Genomic DNA, 2,476 nt, shown 5'->3' on the forward strand with positions numbered 1-2,476 from the left:
TAACAAGCTGAAAATTCAGCGGCTAAATTTTTCAATTCTTCGACTGATAATCCAATGATTGCTTTACATAAACGATTATCTCGTAACAGCCGCTCTTTGTTGATCATTTCAAACCTTTATTCTCTAAGTTAAACCTCTTTTTATTCTCAATAGCGTGACAAAAAATGCAAGTCTCTATTCAGCAACTAGTTTAGTCTTTATATTGATGGCATCTTCTTTGCGAAGGATTATTTATTGAGAATATCTTTCAAAAATCGGTTGCTGTGCAATTTTTAAGCAAAGTGGAATCCCGCCCTGTCATAATCTCTGATGTGCTGTAGATGTTCCGGTAGGTGAATTTTCCCCCAGACGGAAAGAAGATATTGCCGAACATTCCACATCCACCGTTCTCTCACTTTGGATAAATCAAATTGCATCGATTTCCACTGCTCATGCTGATTGATACCACCCATTGTCCATGAAAGATGAATATGCGTATTCCAGTTTAGTTTTCGACCATAGGTATGGAGCGCCCCAAAAATACCCATCGTGAGTCCACGTTTCTCTGCTGCATAGAGTAAATTATCGGCTGCAAACGGGAACAGCTTGCCGAGTAACCCACGATTAACTTCAAATAGTTCCCATAAACTATCCGGCATCGTAAATGTGCCATGCTGCCATTTGACATTCGGCAAACGATCAACTGAGGTATGTATCCAATTATCCGTCAATTTTGTCCCACAAGATGGACAACCTCTCCCCTTGCAGGTAAAACAAACTAACTTTTGATGATCACAATTCTCTTTTTCACAACAATACTCACGGAAACCCATCATCGTTGTGCCACAAGCCAACATCTTGGTGACCACTTCGATTTCAATTTCTCTCAGTTTTGTGGTTTGCATTATCTCCGCCCAGGCATTATTCCGTTCAAAAAGCGATTTTAACGGTCGGGGTTGGAAATCTTTTTTCATCGTGGCATTAACTCAGTTAACGAAATCAGAAGGATGAGCGTCATTTCAAAAGTAAAACACAAAATCTTACTAGAAGCGACGCTAAGCCCCGCAAAATTTTTAGCGGTACCGTTATGAATAAAACAGCGAAAACGCCCTAGAGAGCGTTCTAGGTGGCTTAAAATCGACTTTTGAGGGTGAATTGAATATCAATATGCAATTTCAATCTAAAATTTGCCTGAAAGGTTAAAATATAGCCAATATTGAGATTTAATCTCCGAACTCACCGATTATCGATTTGCAGCCGTAGGCTGATTCGTTCGTTTTAGTTTTAGATGCCCGTCAGGGCATGGAAGGCGTGAAAATCGCTTACAGAGGCGTACAGGAGCTTCTGCGCGCCGATACCTGAGCGAAGCGAACTACGTAGCCGACAGAGACCACGGAACCGCGCTTGCGCCCCTGCTAAGCGTATTTAAGTCTTTTATGGTTATTTTTTAAACAATTCAGTAGCCGTTAATAGGGATTCCTGTGTGTGCGGAGCAACAAAAAAAACCAGCTAGGACATAGCTGGTTTAAGGTTTCCCTGGTGCTAGCGTGAGGTGGAGGAGGAAATGTTAAAATTTTAATTTATTTGGTTGTGGTAATGAGAGAGTCGTAAGACTCGCCGTTTGCTTCTAAGACGGATTATTTTAAATGGCGTGATTCATAAAAATACCTTAAAAAATTCATGGTGCAGAGATGAGAATTATGTGTTAAGGCTCAACGCTCAGCGAGTGTTAAGCCTTTAATTCATTCAATTATTTTTTCTTTTTGTCTTTGTGGTGTATTGCACACCCTTTAAGAGCGAAAATTAATAAGCGAACTTGAAACATTGTCATTAAATTATTAAGTGAATAAAAATTCAGCTTAACTTTAATGTCCTCTAATGTTTGATTGACCACTTGATATTTAACTGAACGAAGGTCAGCTATTTCGCCTTGAGACAAACCAAGAGATAGAAGCATCGCTGTTTCAAACTGAACAGGGGTTAGTTCAGGGAATATATCTCTCAATTCTGCAACCTGATTTAAGTCGAAGGTTCTCATATCGCCACCTCCTGCACAGGCTTACGACCAGCCCATATAAGGCGACTATCTTTGAACATGGAGATGAAGGTACGTCGATCTTGACGTGTGAACGACACTTTGCCGTAAGGTGCGGTAGAGTGTTCGGGAATGACCCAGTAGGTATCAATGAATTTATTGCACGGTTGAATGGTAGCCATATTGCGGCCTCTCTTACGGTTATAAACCTCACCAAACCGATGTCAAACGGGGTGGTGAGACGTAACAAGGTTGACATACCGATGTAAGAGAAACCGGCGAGCTGTCGCTACCAATGTAAAAATGATCCACTTGCTAATGTAAAACTGATCCACCAAGAGTAAAAATGGCAGTTTTAAGGTACTGCCGATGATAACATTGGAGATCAGAGTGGAAATTTCTGTTTTACATCGCCAGGGTATGTCTATACGTGCGATTGCTCGACGGCTTTCATGCTCAAGA

Annotated in this window: 3 protein-coding genes; 1 reads left to right on the plus strand and 2 read right to left on the minus strand. The window is 40.9% G+C overall.

The genetic code is table 11. The features are described 5' to 3' along the window. Window positions 1–272: 272 nt before the first annotated feature. Together CBG25_RS13340 and CBG25_RS13345 are read right to left on the minus strand one after the other, a co-directional pair. Window positions 273–953 carry a transposase zinc-binding domain-containing protein gene (locus tag CBG25_RS13340; protein WP_290607216.1) on the minus strand — a complete coding sequence of 227 codons (681 nt, stop codon included), beginning with the start codon at window positions 951–953 and terminating at the stop codon, window positions 273–275. A 776-nt stretch (window positions 954–1,729) separates the two neighbouring features. Beyond that, window positions 1,730–2,017, minus strand: a complete 288-nt coding sequence (locus tag CBG25_RS13345; protein ID WP_290607218.1) for a transcriptional regulator — start codon at window positions 2,015–2,017, stop codon at window positions 1,730–1,732. A 366-nt stretch (window positions 2,018–2,383) separates the two neighbouring features. On the opposite strand from CBG25_RS13345, the gene CBG25_RS13350 reads away from it, so the two are divergent. Then, on the plus strand, window positions 2,384–2,476 hold a 93-nt coding region (locus CBG25_RS13350; RefSeq protein ID WP_290603829.1), incomplete at its 3' end, for a helix-turn-helix domain-containing protein.

The sequence above is a fragment of the Arsenophonus sp. ENCA genome, from assembly GCF_002287155.1.
Classification (GTDB): domain Bacteria; phylum Pseudomonadota; class Gammaproteobacteria; order Enterobacterales; family Enterobacteriaceae; genus Arsenophonus; species Arsenophonus nilaparvatae.